Source organism: Corynebacterium sp. MSK218 (assembly GCF_030232655.1).
Lineage (GTDB): Bacteria > Actinomycetota > Actinomycetes > Mycobacteriales > Mycobacteriaceae > Corynebacterium.
Map to the genome: position 1 here is coordinate 180,070 of NZ_JASPGN010000005.1, position 13,685 is coordinate 193,754.

General features: G+C 58.6%; 12 protein-coding genes and 1 pseudogene. 2 read left to right on the plus strand and 11 right to left on the minus strand.

Features of this window, described 5'->3' with window-relative positions; translation table 11 throughout:
* Positions 1–4: 4 nt before the first annotated feature.
* From QP922_RS05910 to pgsA, 4 genes are all read right to left on the minus strand, one after another.
* Positions 5–841, minus strand: coding sequence for a PspA/IM30 family protein (locus tag QP922_RS05910; RefSeq protein ID WP_039675832.1), 837 nt, complete (start codon positions 839–841; stop codon positions 5–7).
* 140 nt (positions 842–981) lie between these two features.
* A complete protein-coding gene (locus QP922_RS05915; protein ID WP_039675834.1) occupies positions 982–1,332 on the minus strand; it encodes a helix-turn-helix domain-containing protein in 351 nt (116 codons plus the stop codon).
* A gap of 45 nt (positions 1,333–1,377) precedes the next feature.
* The gene (locus QP922_RS05920) at positions 1,378–1,854 is read right to left on the minus strand and encodes a CinA family protein (RefSeq protein WP_284808328.1); all 477 of its coding nucleotides are present in this window, start codon (positions 1,852–1,854) and stop codon (positions 1,378–1,380) included.
* Positions 1,844–2,452 carry a CDP-diacylglycerol--glycerol-3-phosphate 3-phosphatidyltransferase gene (pgsA, locus tag QP922_RS05925; protein WP_284808329.1) on the minus strand — a complete coding sequence of 203 codons (609 nt, stop codon included), beginning with the start codon at positions 2,450–2,452 and terminating at the stop codon, positions 1,844–1,846. Before pgsA ends, QP922_RS05920 begins: the two co-directional genes overlap by 11 nt.
* A gap of 117 nt (positions 2,453–2,569) precedes the next feature.
* On the opposite strand from pgsA, the gene QP922_RS05930 reads away from it, so the two are divergent.
* A complete protein-coding gene (locus QP922_RS05930) occupies positions 2,570–2,860 on the plus strand; it encodes a YciI family protein (RefSeq protein ID WP_070672172.1) in 291 nt (96 codons plus the stop codon).
* 36 nt (positions 2,861–2,896) lie between these two features.
* Here the strand turns inward: QP922_RS05930 and QP922_RS05935 are convergent, their stop codons facing one another.
* The 7 genes from QP922_RS05935 to dapB all read right to left on the minus strand — a co-directional run bounded on the left by QP922_RS05935 (position 2,897) and on the right by dapB (position 12,779).
* The gene (locus QP922_RS05935; RefSeq protein WP_284808331.1) at positions 2,897–4,015 is read right to left on the minus strand and encodes a TerC family protein; all 1,119 of its coding nucleotides are present in this window, start codon (positions 4,013–4,015) and stop codon (positions 2,897–2,899) included.
* 180 nt (positions 4,016–4,195) lie between these two features.
* Positions 4,196–7,447 (minus strand): DNA translocase FtsK, encoded by a 3,252-nt coding sequence (locus QP922_RS05940; protein WP_284808333.1) that lies wholly within the window; start codon positions 7,445–7,447, stop codon positions 4,196–4,198.
* Between the two features lie 77 nt (positions 7,448–7,524).
* Positions 7,525–8,163 carry a TIGR03085 family metal-binding protein gene (locus QP922_RS05945; RefSeq protein ID WP_284808335.1) on the minus strand — a complete coding sequence of 213 codons (639 nt, stop codon included), beginning with the start codon at positions 8,161–8,163 and terminating at the stop codon, positions 7,525–7,527.
* A 42-nt stretch (positions 8,164–8,205) separates the two neighbouring features.
* Positions 8,206–10,302: a ribonuclease J gene (locus QP922_RS05950; protein ID WP_284808337.1), complete on the minus strand. Its 2,097-nt coding sequence runs from the start codon at positions 10,300–10,302 to the stop codon at positions 8,206–8,208.
* Between the two features lie 2 nt (positions 10,303–10,304).
* A complete protein-coding gene (gene dapA, locus QP922_RS05955) occupies positions 10,305–11,213 on the minus strand; it encodes a 4-hydroxy-tetrahydrodipicolinate synthase (RefSeq protein ID WP_284808338.1) in 909 nt (302 codons plus the stop codon).
* 70 nt (positions 11,214–11,283) lie between these two features.
* Positions 11,284–12,033: an FAD-dependent thymidylate synthase gene (gene thyX, locus QP922_RS05960; protein ID WP_284808339.1), complete on the minus strand. Its 750-nt coding sequence runs from the start codon at positions 12,031–12,033 to the stop codon at positions 11,284–11,286.
* Positions 12,033–12,779 carry a 4-hydroxy-tetrahydrodipicolinate reductase gene (gene dapB / locus QP922_RS05965; protein WP_284808340.1) on the minus strand — a complete coding sequence of 249 codons (747 nt, stop codon included), beginning with the start codon at positions 12,777–12,779 and terminating at the stop codon, positions 12,033–12,035. The genes thyX and dapB overlap by 1 nt, the downstream gene beginning before the upstream one ends.
* Before the next feature lie 316 nt (positions 12,780–13,095).
* Between dapB and QP922_RS05970 the strand changes: the two are divergent.
* Positions 13,096–13,685, plus strand: a pseudogene (locus QP922_RS05970) (HNH endonuclease); the annotation flags it as partial.

Here is a 13,685-nt window from a genome sequence, read left to right on the forward strand (position 1 = left end):
GCTCTTACTCGCCACGCAGCTCACGCAGGCGGGCCTGCACAGCATCATCGGCCGCGCTCGGCTGGGCGTTGTTCTCACCCGCACCAATAGCCTGCTGAGAGTTGCCCTCCACAGCCTTAGTGCTATTCATCTCTGCGCGAATCTGCTCGAGGCGCGAGTGGCCAGCCAGCTGCACACCTGCCTGCTCGATTTCCTGCATGCGGTTAGATACGGAGTTCTCAGCCAGCTCCGCCTGCCCCAGCGCCTTGGAGTAACGGCGCTCGATCTTGTCGCGCACGGCATCGAGAGACGGAGAATTGCCGTTAGCAGTGAGCTCGTTCATCGAGTTCAAGGACTCGGAGACCTTCTCCTGCATCTTGGCCTGCTCCAGCTGGGACAGCAGCTTCGAGCGCTCGTTCACCTTCTCACGCAGAGCCATGCCATTGCGCTCGACTGCCTTCTTGGCCTGATCTGCCTGCTGCAGTGCCTGATCGTGCAGCTTCTTCGTGTCTTCCACGGACTGTTCTGCAGTCACAAGCTGGGCAGCGAAAGCCTCAGCGGCATTTTCGTACTCTGTAGCCTTCTGTACATCGCCCTCAGCGCGGGCCTTGTCCGCGAGGTTCAAGGCATTGCGGGTATTCTGCTGCAGCTTCTCAATTTCGCTCAAGCGACGGTTGAGCTGCATCTCCAGCTGACGCTGGTTACCAATGACTGCAGCTGCCTGCTGGGACAGCTCTTGGTGCTGACGCTGCGCTTCTTCGATGGCCTGCTCGATCTGTACCTTCGGATCCGCGTTCTCCTCAATCTTGGAATCGAAGAGAGCCATCAAGTACTTCCACGCCTTTACGAACGGGTTCGCCATGACAGAAGGTGCCTTTCTCAGCAGTTAGGGATATTCACGTTGATTATTTACGCCACTCACCGAGTGGATGTTCTACCCGCCCAATAGTAGCGAAGCCAATGGAAATGCGTCGCCGATTAAAGCCGGATTAGGGCTAGCGCTTAAAGTTCCGACGCTGCCGGTGCAGTGGAGGCTAGTTCTTCATCCATCGACGGCAGCGCCATGTATCCGGCGGCCTCAATGAGGACATCTGACACGCTGACATCAAGCGCGTGGCACACGGATGCTAGAAGCTCAGAAGAAACCTCTTTGCGTCCGCGCTCCAACTCCGAAAGGTACCCCGGGGACACACGCGCCACACCTGCGAGTTCACGCAAGGTCACGCCTTTATCTGCACGGAAGGCCCGCAGCGTCAACCCCAGCGCCTCACGAAGAAGCGGCTCTGGAGCTCGCTCTGCAGTCCGCGCTACTGCCGGAGTGGGTTTTTCAAGAAGTGCAACTGAAGTGTTCATCACTCGGTATAACGGCCGAGCGCCCCTTCTTGTTCCCACAATCGCCTACTTTTCTTGAACAGTTGATAGGAGCAGGCTCAAGGCCGCCTCCACGGCGGCGGCGCGAATGGCGTTTCTTTCTCCCTCATCGAGTTCGATGAGAACGCCGCGCTTAACGACGCCCCTCCTGCACAGCCCCACATACACCGTCCCTGCTGGCTTCCCCTCCTGCAGGTCAGGCCCCGCCACGCCGGTAAGCCCGATGCCCCAGTCAGCGCCTGTCTCCACACACGCTGCGTGCGCCATCCCCACGGCAGTGTCCGCGGAGACAACGCCCTGCTCTTCAAGGCGGTCCACCGACGTGTGAAGGAAGTGTGCCTTGACCTCAGTGGCATATGTGACCAACCCGCCGCGCAAAACTGCGGATGCCCCAGGTACGCTAGCCACACTCGCCGCTGCGAGACCGGCAGTTAGGGACTCGCAGAAGGCCACTGTCTCCCCACGTTCGCGAAGTACGGCGACAAGGTCGCTCTCAACGCCCATTGGCGTGCCCCGCCCTGTTTTCCTTATAGCCGTCGATGAGGTACTGAATACCCGTGACAACGGTGACGATGACAGCGGCAATCATAACGATAAAGCTGGGGAGGTCCATCCAGCTTGGCAGTGGGCACAGGTAGAGGGCCACCGCCAACGTTTGCAGTGCTGTCTTGAGCTTTCCGCCTTGGGAAGCCGGCACGACCTTACCTTGACGCAGCAGGACAAAGCGCCAGATGGTAATGCCAAACTCACGAATGAGAATTAGAACGGTCACCCACACCGGCAACACGCCGATGATGTTGAGGCACACAAAGGCCGCGGTCATGAGCGCCTTATCCGCAATGGGATCAGCGATCTTTCCAAAGTTGGTGATAAGACCCCGCGACCGCGCAATATCACCGTCTAGCTTGTCCGTGATCATAAGAAGCACGAAACAGCCGAAGGCCCACCAGTCGTGCCCGCCAAGCACGAGCCACGCGAAGAGTGGGATGAAAAGGATTCGCACACTCGTCAGGATGTTGGGCAGGTTCCAATTGGATACCTCGGGATTAACATCCGTGGCATGAGATTGGTTTTGCGCATCCTGGGAATTCTTCACGCCCATCATCCTACCGTGAGCACCCCACCCTCAGTGCCACAACGGCACAACCGAGGCAGCACCCTCCCTACCCATATGCTGAACGGCCCTCTCACGCACTCGCTGCGAACTAGCATGGAGTGCATGAAGTATTTCGCAGTGTCCTATGAGTACAACCCGAACAACCCAATCATCGCCCAGACTCGCCCTCAGCACCGCGAGTTCATTGGCGCATTGCATGAGAAGGGCCAGGTTTGCGGTTCGGGCCCATTCACAGATTCGAAAGGTGGCGCACTCATCGTGCTCCAGTTTGAAGACGAATCCATCGAAGTGGCTCAGGTTATCAAGCTTATGGACCAGGATCCCTTCTACACCGAGGGTGCCGTCACCGGCCGCGCCTTCCGCGAGTGGAACCCCGTCATTAACTCTTTCTAAGAGCCACCACGAATCGCTTTTATCTAAGCCGCAATTTTAGGGCAGCTCGGACTTGGGAAGCTCGTCCGCCTTGCCAACGAGCTCGCCTTCCTTGTTGCGGACGATCTTGTTGCCAAAGTCGTCCCAGTCATAGTGGTTGTGGGAAATTACCACACCACCTTGGGCTTGATCGCGCTTGTCTTTCCACACCGAAAGCAACGCGGTGATGCCGAGAACACCGACGATGACCAAAAGCGAGGTAAGGGTCGTAATCTCCGGAACCGCGCTGACGTTTTCGCCACCGTTGATGAACGGCAGGTTGTTTTCGTGCAATGCGTGGAACAGCAGCTTGATACCGATGAAGAGCAGGATAACGCCGAGGCCATAAGGCAGGTAAACAAGGCGGTCCAACAGGCCATCGATGAGGAAGAACATCTGGCGCAGACCCATCAAGGCAAACGCATTGGTGGTGAAGACCAGGAACGGCTCCGACGTAATGCCATAAATAGCGGGGATGGAGTCGAAGGCAAACATGACGTCGATAAGCCCGATGGCCGCCAACGCCACAAAGAGCGGTGTCAGAGCAAACTTGCCCTTCTTCTCACCGGATTCTTCACGGTGCGTGAGTTTGTCGCCGTGGTAGCGCGGGGTTACGTGTACCACCTTGCGCAGCCACTTGACCACCAGCATGTCATTGGGATCGGTCTCAGGCGTACCATTCATCTCATCAATGAGCAGCTTCACTGCGGTGTAGATGAGGAAGATTGCGAAGATGTAGAAGACATCAGACCAGGCAGCGATGATAGCCGCACCCATCAAAATGAAGGCGAGGCGGAAGACCAACGCCAGCACGATGCCAATGAGCAGCACCTTCTGCTGATACCTGCGGGGAATTTTGAAAGACCCCATAATGAGAGAGAAGACGAATAGGTTGTCCACACTCAGTGCCTGTTCCGTTACCCAACCGGTATAGAACTGCGCTGCATGTTCGCTGTCCCACAACACCCACACGACACCGCCAAAGACGACGGCAATTGCCATGTAAAACAGTGTCCAGCCACCGGATTCCTTAATGGTGGGCTCGTGTGGTGAACGAACGTGGCTGTAGAAGTCGAAAATAAAGAAGCCCAGGATCACCGCGATGGTGATGGCCCAGACCCATAGTGGAACATGCATAGTGCCCTATCCCTCCGGTCGGCGTGGCTACAAAGACCGGAGGTCTCCCCCGCTAACAATCCCCATGCGAGAACGTTGCTAGCCGACGCGACCGGGAACTGTCTCGCAGTTGCCGTGTTGACGATCAGCGCCGAAGTGTGGGGTACTCCCCTCCAAGACTTGTCCTATCCTACACGGAATCTAGAACGCACCTGCAGAGGGGTTGGCGTTGATCTGGACGGTGCGTGTGTCGTCATCACTCGAGGCATCTGCACTGTCGCCGTCAGCCTCAGCCTCCTGAATCTCCTTCGGAGCCTCAGCAGGATCAGCGCCCTTGATCATCCAGATGATGGTGTCGAGCTCTTCCGGCTTTACCAGAACCTCGCGAGCCTTCGAACCTTCCGACGGCCCCACTACACCACGGGATTCCATGAGGTCCATGAGGCGACCAGCCTTGGCGAAGCCGATACGCAACTTGCGCTGCAGCATCGACGTCGAGCCCAGCTGGGAGGTGACTACAAGGTCGACGGCCTCGAGGAGGTCGTCCATATCCTTGCCGATCTCCTCGTCAATCTCTTTCTTTGCCTCGGAGGTCTTGTCGTCCGTCACGCCCTCGGTGTAGTTCGGGGTGCCCTGGGCCTTGGCGGCGTCGACAACTGCCTGCACCTCTTCGTCGGAAACGAAGGCGCCCTGCATACGCACCGGGCGCCCGCCCTGCGGGATGAAGAGGCCATCGCCCATGCCAATGAGCTTCTCTGCTCCGCCCTGGTCCAGGATGACGCGGGAGTCCGTCAGCGAGGACGTCGCAAACGCCAGGCGGGACGGCACATTGGTCTTGATAAGGCCGGTCACCACGTCCACGGACGGACGCTGCGTCGCCAACACCAGGTGGATACCCGCCGCACGCGCCTTCTGAGTGATGCGGACAATGGAATCCTCAATTTCCTTTGGAGCCGTCATCATGAGGTCAGCCAGCTCGTCAACAACGCAGACGATGTACGGGTAGGGGCGCATCTCTCGCTGTGATCCGACCGGTGCCTGGTACTCTCCGCTGCGAACCTTGCGGTTGAAGTCCTCAATCTTGCGCACGCGAGCTGCCTGCATATCCATGTAGCGCTGCTCCATCTCCTCCACCAGCCACTGCAGAGCAGCCGCAGCCTTCTTCGGCTGCGTAATAATCGGAGTGATGAGGTGCGGAATGCCCTCGTACGGCGTGAGCTCCACCATCTTCGGGTCAACGAGGATGAGGCGCACGTCTTCCGGGGTTGCTCGAGTCAGCAGCGAGACGAGCATGGAGTTCACGAATGCCGATTTACCGGAGCCAGTAGCACCGGCGACCAGCAGGTGCGGCATCTTCTTCACGGAGAAGGAGGTGTACTCGCCTTCGATGTCCTTGCCCAAACCAATGAGCATGGGGTCGTGGTCAGCACGCAGTGCTGGGGAATCAAGCACATCACGCAGGCGTACCATTTCGCGGTCGGCGTTCGGCACCTCGATGCCCACGGCAGACTTGCCCGGGATCGGCGTCAACAGGCGCAGGTTATCCGTTGCCACGGCATAGGCCAGATTGGACTGCAGGTTCGTGATCTTGGAAACCTTCACGCCTGGGCCAAGCTCAATCTCGTAGCGCGTGACTGTCGGTCCACGGCTAAAGCCAGTGACCTGGGCGTTGACCTTGAATTCCTCGAAGACCTCAGTGATGGCCTCGATAATGCGGTCGTTAGCTTCGGTGCGAGCCTTGGCTGGCTTACCGGCAGTGAGCAAGTCCGTCGTCGGGACGTCGTAGCCTCCGCCAAGCGCTGTGTCTTCAGCACCGCTGGGTTCTGTCGGGGTTTCCTGCTGTGCCGGCGGCTCTTCATCTACCTTGGCGCCGGTCGTTGCATCGCGTCCAGAACGCTGCTGGAAGAGGCGCACAGCCTCGGAATGCGCGTCGGAGACGACGTCACCGCTAGTGGCAGCCTTATGGGCCGCGCTTGCCGACGTCCCCGCTGCCGCCGCACCGAGCGCCGCACCGGCTGCCCCGCCGACATCCACGCGCGGACGCTTCTTGGGAGCAGGCTTCGGTGCCGGAGCCGGTTGAGGTTCTGGCTCCGGAACAGCGGGGAACTCATCAGTGTCATCAATCTGAGCCGTGTGCAAAGAGTCGAAGGACGGACGACCGTGTTGGATCGGTTCTTGCTGAACCGGCTCGTTCTGCACCGGCTTTGCGGACGCCGCGGAATCAAAGGAAACCGTGGCATTCTCATCCGGCTCCGCTACTGGGTAAGCCTGCGCGGGGCGCGGACGCGGTCGAGGACGTGGAGTATAAGACTGGCGTTCGGGGCGCTCGCGCCCCTCTGCAATCGCATCGATGTCGTCGGTGACGTAGCCGTAATCATCCTCGGGGACGTCGTCAAGCAGCTCCTCTTCCCTGCTCTGCTTGCGGTTACGAACACCATCCACCAGGCCGGAGAACTGCGCTGCCACGAAGTCATAGGCTTCACGCAAAGTAATGCCGGTGACGTTGAGCGCTCCATACACAATGAGCAGGAACAACAGAGGCACGGCTACATAGCTAGAGAAAGCCGCAACGAGCAGCTCACCGATTCCGAAGCCGATGGCGCCACCTGCTTCACCGGCCGCATTATTCTTCCAGGTTAGGTCAGGGAGGCCAGCGAAAACATGAATCAGGCTCAGCATGCACACGATGATGAGCGACGTCCCGCCCACGACACGCGGCTTAAAATGTCCAGCAGGGCCCGAAAAATCCATCATGAGCGCGATGGCGACCGCCAGGAGGCCCACCGGGAGGACATACGCGCCCGCACCAATGACGTAGCGCACGGCATCGGTCAGGTATTCACCGATGATGCCCGCGACCTGGAACCACGTGGCACAGGCCAGAATGATGGCGATGCCGATGAGCACTAGGGCCACAGCATCCGGGTTTGAGATGCGGATGCTCTTCTCCGTTGACGTCGGGCGATCCATGACAGTGGTAGCTGCGTCCCCATCAACGTCGCGCGCGCGGGTCACTTTGTTCTTCTTCGACGCCGCCTTCGCCGCGGCTTCATGTGTGGTGTTCGTAGCCTTCTTGTTCTTCGCGCGCCCAGAAATTGCCCCTGGCTCCCTCAACTCGTCGTAATCCTCGTACGCTTCTGCTTCATAAGCGTCATAGGCATCATAGTCACCGTCGTAGACATTCTCGTCTCGGTCACTGTAATCAGCTGGTTTCAAACCAGCCAAGCCATGGCCGACGCCCCTCGCCATGCCACCCATTCCGCGGGCGGTCGCGCCAAAAACGGTTCCTAAGCCTCGCCCTACGGCACGAAAGGCGCTGCCGGTCCTCTCTTCGGAGGTCTCAGCAGCGCGAGTTGCAGACGTCAGCGAGTAACTGCTTCGGCCGGACGGCCGCGAGCGATCAGCGGCGCGACCTCGACCGGAAGCGCGAGACGGAGCGTTTTTGACAGACATGTCTGCCACTCTAGTAGCAAATGCACCATTAACAACATAAGCCACACGCGTGTGGCGAAATTTCCAGCGGGTTCAGTCTAGAGACTTGACCTGGTGATGGCGTTCGTATCTCCCACAATCTCGACGTGTGCAGCATCGCGTCCGAACGCCCACAACAAGATTTCGGACACAGTGCCACGCACACGAACGATGGCATCACCCTGTTCCGCGACACCATGTTTATCCGCTGCCACGATGGGCGGGAAACCACTCGGCTCTAATACCACGGGAAGACTCGACTGTGATAGCAATCCTGCCCCCATCGTCTTCAAGGTAAGAAGCAGTTCTTTCTGCGCAGCATGGGAAAATTCACGCGCTTCGGTGCGTCCATTCGCGCGGCGAATGTCCTCGTGATGCACATAGTGCTCAGCCGAGTTAACGAGCTTGTCGGCGTAGCGGAAAGGATTAAGTTTGCTTGCCGCACTCCCCCAGTCATCCACCAGCTCGTCATAATCGCGTTTGAGCGCTTCCTCCGTGGCCTTCTTGAGGCGCGAAGAGAGAGCCGGAACGAAGAGCCCAGCGGAAGCATCAAGACGGTTTTCGCGTACCCACAAGTGTGCAGCGAGGTCACGGGTAGTCCATCCTTCACACAGCGTGGGTGCGTCGGGGCCTAGCTCATGAAACAGCGCCACCATCTTGGCGCGCTCAGCAGATGAAAACGACATGCGCCCCAGCATACCTACCGTTGGCAGGAACGCTGGGGCACCGTCGTAGCTGTTTTAGAGCGACTCGCGGGAGGCGAGCACCTCGTCCTCGTCCGGCAACAGGATATCCGAGTTAGTCGGAACGATCGTCGGCAGGATAACCGGCTCACGCTTGTACTTCGAAGACATGAGCTTAGCTACCTTGCGGCGAATCTTCTGCACCATACGGTAGGTATCATTCTCGCCCTCTGCGGCGAGATCGTTCATGGTATTCTCCACCATCTCTGCGACCTCCGGCACGATGCCACGGTCGTCATCAGAGAAACCGGTAGTGGATACCGTCGGGTGCTCCAACAGGCGCGAGGTGCGGTTGTCGATGACACAGGTAATGGACACTACGCCCCCTGCACCCAGGTTGGTGCGGTCTGCCAGGGTATCCGCGTCGACGTCACCCATGGACACACCATCGACGTAGAGGTTACCCACCGGGATCTGGCCAACGACCTCGGCGCGACCATTGCGCAAGTCAACCACAACACCGTTCTGCGCAAGGACGACGCGATCACGGGCAACACCCGTGGAGATTGCGAGCTCCTTGTTCGCGCGCAAGTGACGCCACTCGCCGTGAACCGGCATGGCGTTCTTCGGGCGTGCTGCGTTGTACAGGAACAGCAGCTCACCACCGTAGCCGTGGCCAGAGGCGTGAACCTTGGCCTCCTTATTGGTGATAACTTCAGCACCAATCTGGGACAGCATGTTGATGACACCGAATACTGCTTCCTCGTTACCCGGAATGAGGGAGGAGGAGAAGATGATGAGGTCACCATCACGGACCGTGATCTGACGGTGCTCGCGACGCGCCATGCGGGACAAAGCAGCCATCGGCTCGCCCTGGGTACCCGTTGTGATGAGCAGAACTTTGTGCGGAGCCATCTTGGCGGCCTCATCGATCGGGATGATGGTGCCGCGCGGAACCTTGAGGAAGCCCATCTTTTCCGCGATCTCCATGTTGCGCATCATGGAACGGCCGTTGAATGCGACCTTTCGGCCGGCGGCCACGGCGGCGTCGATAGCCGCCTGCACGCGGTACACGTTCGACGCGAAGGACGCGATGATCACGCGCTGCTTGGCTCCAGACACCAAACGCTTAAACGTTGCCGGAATGTCACCTTCAGAGGCAGAAACACCCGGGATGTTGGCGTTGGTGGAGTCACACAGCATGAGGTCCACGCCCTCATCACCGTAGCGCGACAGTGCTGGGAGGTCAGTCGGGCGGTTATCCAGCGGGGTCTGGTCCAGCTTGATATCACCCGTGTGAATGATATTGCCTGCCGGAGTACCAAGCATGACACCAAGTGCGTCCGGGACCGAGTGGTTCACTGCCCAGAAGCGGCAGCGGAACGGGCCGTAGTTCACATCAGACTTCTCGTTGACTTCCACGAACTTCGGCTTCTGGCGGTGCTCCTTACACTTTGCAGCAATGAGCGCGATGGTGAAGCGCGACGCCACGATCGGGATATCCGGGCGCAGCTTCAAAAGCCACGGGATAGCGCCAATGTGATCCTCGTGCGCGTGGGTCACCACGAGGGCCTTGACCTTGTGAATCTTCTTCTCAATCGGACCAAAGTCCGGCAGGATAAGATCCACGCCTGGCTCACCGGAGGACGGGAACAGCACACCACAGTCGATGATGAGCAGTTCATCTTGGTACTCAAAGACGGTCATGTTGCGACCGATCTCAGAGATACCACCCAGAGCGTAAATGCGCAGGGCATCCTTTTGCTGCTTTGGAGGTTCCGGCAAACGCTTAGTCAGGTCCGCGCCCTGCATGGATTTAGGCACGTTGCGGCGGCCACGGTTGTTATTGCGGTTGCGGCCGTTGTTGCGACCACCATTGTTGTTGCCGTTACTACCGTTATTGTTAGCGCCACCATTGCCACCGCGACCACGGCCACGGCCGCCGCGGGAACCACGGGAGCGGGAGCGGCGGTTGCCGTCCTCAGAATTCGAGTTATTCGAGTTATCAGACTCGTTCGAATTAGTGCCAGTCGCAGCCGATTCATTCGGCGCTTGGAAAACCGGCGAAGCCGCCTCATTCGAGGCGGTCTCAGTCTCCGCAGGCGGGCCCGCCTTGCGGGTTACCTTGCGGGAGCGGTTACGGGATTCAGTCATTCTTAAAGGACTCCAGCCTTCTCCAAATCGTGGCGGAGAGCCTCAACCTCCTCCGCGTCAGCCGCGGATACAGGAAGTCGAGGATCCCCTACTTCAATACCCTGCAGACGCAGGGCAGCCTTAACAAGAGTTGCTCCGCCCAGACGGCCTTGCGCCTGGATGAGCGGGGTTAAAGTTTTCGCGTTAATCTCTCGTGCACGTGCGATATCACCTTCATCGAAGGCCACATAGAGATCTGCCAGGGCGCGCGGTGCAAGGTGACCAATCACGGAAATGACACCCGATGCGCCAAGGGCAAGCCAGGGCAGGTTGAGGCCATCATCCCCGGAGTACCATGCCAAACCGGTCTCCTGGATAAGCGGTGCGGCCGCAACAAGGTCGCCCTTAGCGTCCTTGACGGCCTGAATGTTCGGCACGCCCGCGAGACGGAGAATCGTCTCCGTTTCGATCGGGATGCCCGAGCGGCCAGGAATGTCGTACAGACAAATCGGAAGATCCACGGCGTTAGCCACGGCAGTGAAGTGCGCGTACACACCAGCCTGGGCGGGCTTGGAGTAGTACGGGGTAACAACCAAAAGGCTATCCGCACCTGCATCAGCAAAGGCGCGTGCCGCCTCGACGCTGGTAGCGGTGTTGTTGGTTCCCGCACCAGCACAGAGGGTGGCTCGGTCCCCTACCTCTTCCTTCACAGCCGCAAACAGCTCCAGCTTTTCATCCAACGACGTCGTAGGTGACTCGCCCGTAGTACCCGACAGGATCAGCGAGTCGACGCCGTTATCAACGAGATGAGCTGCTAGGCGACGCCCCGCAGACACGTCCAGCGCACCATCCTGGTCAAACGGGGTGACCATCGCTACGCCCACGCGTCCGAAAGTGTCGACGCCTGTCTGTGCTGTCATACCTGTGCTCATAGGCGTCAAGATTACCCGCTTTGCGCCCTATTAGCTGAATCGGGGCGGTGCGCGAGTCTTAAATTTCTCCTTAAGCGTAGGGGCTCGACGCCATTTCAGTGCCATCGCTCAGGGAGGTGATATTGAAATCGTCGAAAAGCACTGGCGATTGCTCTCGCAACAGTTTCAGACATGTCACCGCTAGCTGCCGCATCTCCGTATCCGCCTGTTCCGTCGCCCGCGCGCCGATGAAGTGACGCCACGCCCGGTAGTTGCCGGTCACGACGATGCGAGACTCCGCCAGGTTGGGTAGCACTGCACGGGCGGCCTGGCGTGCCTGCTTCTTGCGCAGCAATGCATTCGGTTCCTGCTCGAGCTTCGATTCAAGAGCATCGAGGAGCTCTTCATAGACAAAACGAGCATCGTCCGCCGCCTGCAGAGTCAGGCGTGTGAGCTGTTCATCCTCCGCGATGAGCTTCGGTAGCACCACTTCAGCCTCTTTAGAATGAACAAAGCGCTGCGAGAGTTGCGAAAAAGAGAAATGTCGGTGGCGAACTAGCTCGTGCGTTGCCGAACGCGACAAACCGCGGATATACAGCGTCGCGGTTGCGTGCTCGAGCAGCGCATCATGCCCAACCTCGAGGATGTGATGCAGATAAGCCTGGTTCGACGCAGTACGTGGGTTCGGCTTATCGAAGGACTCATAACAAGCTCGCCCAGCGAACTCGACAAGAGCCTCGCTTTCCGACGCCTCCCCGTCCACCTCCCAGTCCACTCCCTGCGGCGCGTGGAAAGCAGTGGCCGCGATGAGCTGGACATCAAGCTCAGTGACCCTAGCCATTACAGCTCCAAGTACTTTTCCAGGCCCACGGTAAGCCCCGGGTGGGACGCGATTTCCCGCACACCCACGAGCACGCCTGGGGTGAAAGAGGAACGGTCATAGGAGTCCTGACGAATGGTCAGGGACTGACCTTGAGCGCCGAAGATTACCTCTTCGTGCGCTACCATTCCCTGCATGCGGACTGCGTGAACATGAACACCATCGACATCCGCACCACGTGCTCCGTCAAGGGACTGCTCGGTCTTGTCCGGCATAGCATCCAATCCAGCCTCCTTGCGGGCCTTCGCGATGCCCTGTGCGGTATGAACCGCGGTGCCGGACGGCGCATCGAGCTTGTTCGGGTGGTGATACTCAACAACCTCAGCACTGTCGAAGAATTTCGCTGCTTGAGCCGCGAAGACCATGGTCAGCACAGCCGAAATAGCAAAGTTTGGAGCGATCAACACGTGGCCCGCACCGTCCTCCTTCGTCCATTCCTCCACTTGCGCCAGACGCTCGGCGTCGAAACCTGTGGTACCCACGACTGCGTGAATGCCGTGCTGAGTACAGAATTCAAGGTTGGCCATAACGGATGCAGGCTGGGTGAAGTCAACGGCTACCTGCGCGCCAGCTTCAACCAGCTTTTCAAGCGGAGTATCGCGACCGATTTCAGCGACAAGCTCCAGATCCTCTGCAGCGTTGACGCCCTCCACGATTGCTTGCCCCACGCGGCCCTTAGCGCCGAGGACACCCACCTTGATAGTCATTCACAATCCCTTCATCCGTGTTTGTGCGGTGAACTGTGCCCAGTCTATCCCTGTCGACACACAGTGCTCAGAAAGGGGCATGTGGCGCCATCTTTCTTTGATTGCACCGTTCACCTACCCCCGTTGTTATGCATGAGTGAAACCTATACCCCCAGCTCGACAAGAGTCGAACACACAACCTAAAGCACTGCTCGACACCCCCATGCTTCTTGATTTGTGAAGTTTATCCCCGCAGGCTATAGACCTGGTGTGGCGCCGCCAGTAGGATTGGTTGTAGAACACTTCTTCTAACTAGATTATTTTCGGGGATACGCCAATGAGCACCACCACCATCCTGCCCGACGCCTTCTTTAGCATTACCAACCCTCATAACCCACACGCTGTTGCCCGCAGCATTGCCAGGAAAGCCACCTTTCAGGCCTGGCTTAGTGGCAAACCACAACTAGAAGACGATATCGACACCACAGCGCTGAGCCTCGTCAACGCCTGGGCACTAACCGAAGGACACATCAAAGCAGGCCTTAGAGCCCTCCACCGCCTGGACACCTTGCCGAAGGTCAAGGCCTTGCAAGAAGAGCACTATGTGCTTGATATCGAATCCCTTATCGCTATTGACCAGCCCATGTCAGCCCTTGCCGGGCCTACCACTGCCACACTGGCGCTTATTGATGGCATGCTGGCTGACTATTTCACCCCCAGCACACCCAACCAGTCTTTTCCTACCCGCAGTCAAATTCGCCGCAAAGTCCGCGACCTGTGCAAAACACTTGATGACACCATCGCCTATCGGGACACCCGCCCGAAAGATACCTACACGTTTTACTCCAACGGCACCACAGCCTGGCTTGAACTTGGAGTCGATGAGAACACCGGCATCAAACTCGATGCCTTCATCCGTAAAACCGC

Bases quoted from the DNA above. Each gene is read 5' to 3' on its own strand.
- QP922_RS05910 (WP_039675832.1), bottom strand. From the start codon at position 841: ATGGCGAACCCGTTCGTAAAGGCGTGGAAGTACTTGATGGCTCTCTTC.
- QP922_RS05915 (WP_039675834.1), bottom strand. From the start codon at position 1,332: ATGAACACTTCAGTTGCACTTCTTGAAAAACCCACTCCGGCAGTAGCG.
- QP922_RS05920 (WP_284808328.1), bottom strand. From the start codon at position 1,854: ATGGGCGTTGAGAGCGACCTTGTCGCCGTACTTCGCGAACGTGGGGAG.
- pgsA (WP_284808329.1), bottom strand. From the start codon at position 2,452: ATGGGCGTGAAGAATTCCCAGGATGCGCAAAACCAATCTCATGCCACG.
- QP922_RS05930 (WP_070672172.1), top strand. From the start codon at position 2,570: ATGAAGTATTTCGCAGTGTCCTATGAGTACAACCCGAACAACCCAATC.
- QP922_RS05935 (WP_284808331.1), bottom strand. From the start codon at position 4,015: ATGCATGTTCCACTATGGGTCTGGGCCATCACCATCGCGGTGATCCTG.
- QP922_RS05940 (WP_284808333.1), bottom strand. From the start codon at position 7,447: ATGTCTGTCAAAAACGCTCCGTCTCGCGCTTCCGGTCGAGGTCGCGCC.
- QP922_RS05945 (WP_284808335.1), bottom strand. From the start codon at position 8,163: ATGCTGGGGCGCATGTCGTTTTCATCTGCTGAGCGCGCCAAGATGGTG.
- QP922_RS05950 (WP_284808337.1), bottom strand. From the start codon at position 10,302: ATGACTGAATCCCGTAACCGCTCCCGCAAGGTAACCCGCAAGGCGGGC.
- dapA (WP_284808338.1), bottom strand. From the start codon at position 11,213: ATGAGCACAGGTATGACAGCACAGACAGGCGTCGACACTTTCGGACGC.
- thyX (WP_284808339.1), bottom strand. From the start codon at position 12,033: ATGGCTAGGGTCACTGAGCTTGATGTCCAGCTCATCGCGGCCACTGCT.
- dapB (WP_284808340.1), bottom strand. From the start codon at position 12,779: ATGACTATCAAGGTGGGTGTCCTCGGCGCTAAGGGCCGCGTGGGGCAA.